The 413-nt window shown below is 40.2% G+C and carries 1 protein-coding gene; it reads left to right on the top strand.

All coding sequences use genetic code 11. The features are described 5' to 3' along the window. Nucleotides 1–413: nitrilase-related carbon-nitrogen hydrolase (locus tag E3E37_RS11275; protein WP_305849831.1), on the top strand; the 413-nt coding region annotated here is incomplete at both ends.

Genomic DNA, 413 nt, shown 5'->3' with positions numbered 1-413 from the left:
AAAGAACATGAAATATTCATCGTAGCTGGCACTGCAGAGAAAGATGAAAAGGGAAAACTTTACAATTCTGCCGTTATTGTAGGGCCCATTGGGGGAGGCTACATTGGAAAATACAGAAAAATTCACCTTTTTTACAGAGAAAAACTCTTTTTTGAACCAGGAAATCTTGGATTTCACGTATTTAATATTGGAATTGCTAAAATTGGAGTAATGATTTGCTTTGACTGGATTTTCCCTGAGGCCATGAGAACCCTAGCACTAAAGGGAGCTGACATTGTAGCACATCCAGCTAACCTTGTTCTCCCTTATGCTCCAAGGGCTATGCCAATAAGGAGTCTCGAGAACAGGGTATTCAGCATAACCGCAAACAGAATTGGAGAAGAGAGAGGATTGAGATTCATAGGAATGAGTCA

The organism is Thermococcus sp. ES12 (assembly GCF_012027515.1).
Taxonomy (GTDB): domain Archaea; phylum Methanobacteriota_B; class Thermococci; order Thermococcales; family Thermococcaceae; genus Thermococcus; species Thermococcus barossii.
This window is presented reverse-complemented; position numbering and strand designations above follow the sequence as displayed.